At 32.5% G+C, this 1,910-nt stretch carries 2 protein-coding genes; both read left to right on the forward strand.

Annotated features, from left to right (window positions below; translation table 11 throughout):
* Positions 1-176: 176 nt before the first annotated feature.
* Positions 177-509 (forward strand): hypothetical protein, encoded by a 333-nt coding sequence (locus tag H4J69_RS19505; protein ID WP_182252056.1) that lies wholly within the window; start codon positions 177-179, stop codon positions 507-509.
* Between the two features lie 563 nt (positions 510-1,072).
* Complete coding sequence (locus tag H4J69_RS19510; RefSeq protein ID WP_182217113.1) at positions 1,073-1,780, forward strand: hypothetical protein; 708 nt, start codon at positions 1,073-1,075, stop codon at positions 1,778-1,780.
* The last annotated feature ends 130 nt before the right edge of the window (positions 1,781-1,910 follow it).

Raw genomic sequence — 1,910 nt, forward strand, 5'->3', positions numbered from 1 at the left:
TACTCGAAGGTAGCGGGCAAGCTGCAACATAACAAGCCACTCAAGCAGGACAAATAACAGTTGGTTTTGTTCGCTTCGCTCTCTATTATAACCAACTATTATTTGCCTCTTAGTGGGGCGTTAGCAGTACATAAGGATATGGCATCAAAACTCTCAAGTTGTTAATTGTAACTATAGTGATTTTAATCACTGCTACTTATCTCTATGTATTTCGCGACCAAGATATTCGCATTGACTTCATTCCTCCAGAATTTGAATTTTGTGGTAAAAACACCTCAAAAGGCGAACAGGAATATGATGAGTTGCTTAAAGTTTTAACAGCCCATAAAGATGGTTGGGTCGCATCATTTACTAGTTTTGTACCGACTCAAGTTTACTATTCACCAGCTTTTAAAGTTAATATTGTGGGTAAACAAGTTGTGGTTTCATATAAAACAGATGAGGGTTATCCTCAATTTATTAAATTAATAAAATATGATTGGTCTGGCAGTTGTGCACAGTACAGCTAACAAGGCGTTCAAACGGACAAAAAACAGTTGGCTGTTTCACTCCGTTCACTATTTTAGCCAACAATTTTTTGCCGCTTAACGTGGCGTTAGAAGCCAGTGAATGAATCTAGCTCAGAAGTATTTAAAATTTATAAATGACGGGAATGCTCTTTGGACTGAATTATTAATTATTCTTCCAACTTGTATTACTACATATTTATTATTTCCTGAAATCGAATATACTCTTAAACTAATTATCAGTGGCATCTTATGTATCTCTATCGTAATTATTCATTTTAGTATTGGTATTTATTCACTCATAAAAAGGGATTATGCAAGCTTCTTAAACTTCGTTGTTCTACCAATATTTATTGGTGTTTTTATGTTGGTATTTGGTTACAGGTAAATGGCTTCTAACAAGACATTAAAGCAGGAAAATTTACAGTTGGCTGTTTTCACTGCGTTCAACATTTTAGCCAACTACAAATTTCCTCTTAATGGGGCGTTATGTACATATCGTATGAGTCACTTGATAGTGAATGTGACAAGATATCTGATCATACTAAATTTAATAAGGATGTTTAATGGAAAAGCTTAATGTTGTATATGCAGTAATTATAAGTACTTTAGTTTGCTTAGGTGGATATTTGTACAATGATTTAATGTCAGAAAAAGTTACTGTTAAATTACTGGAAAAAGAAAAAAACGAATTGAATTTAATAATCAATGATTTGAAAAAATTAAATAAAAAAAACTCAATTAAATTAGAGCAGTCAAATATACTTCTCAGTAATCTGCAGAATGAATTTCTTCTATTTAAAGGAATGCTAATCGTAGCAAAAACTGATTTAAAGGATTCTGAGAAAGTCGAAGCTATTGATGTTTTAGTAAAAGAAGAATCTCTATCTGAGGATGAGATGGTGAATTTACAGGCTTTTTCAAAAAAAATTATTGATGAAAGTAATTATGACTCTCGCCAAGATGTTGATGAAGAGTTTGAACAAGAAGAAGTTGACCATGAATGGGCTTATGAATACGAACAAAATGTTAGAGAATTAGTTCAGAATGATGACAAGTATGGATTTGATATACAGTCCCTTTCTTGTAAAACTACAGCGTGTAAATTAAAAATGACAGCAGATGAGTCTAATAGTATGTATTTAGGCGCAATGCTTTCAAAAGTTATTCAAGAACAAAGTTGGTATGATAAAAATGATAGCATTAATTTTAATCCAGTAGTTACTGATGGACAAATAGTCGTAACAGTTCATAGAGATTTTTCGGGTCAATAAAATGTACATAACAACACGCCCTGAGGTGGACAACTAGTAAAATTTAGCTATTTATTGCAAATTTTAACAGTGGCGATCCTCTTCGGTTTAATGCTTCTAAATATTTTGATTCGTTGTAGGGCATCTTCGT

The sequence above is a fragment of the Colwellia sp. BRX10-9 genome, assembly GCF_014077405.1.
Classification (GTDB): domain Bacteria; phylum Pseudomonadota; class Gammaproteobacteria; order Enterobacterales; family Alteromonadaceae; genus Colwellia_A.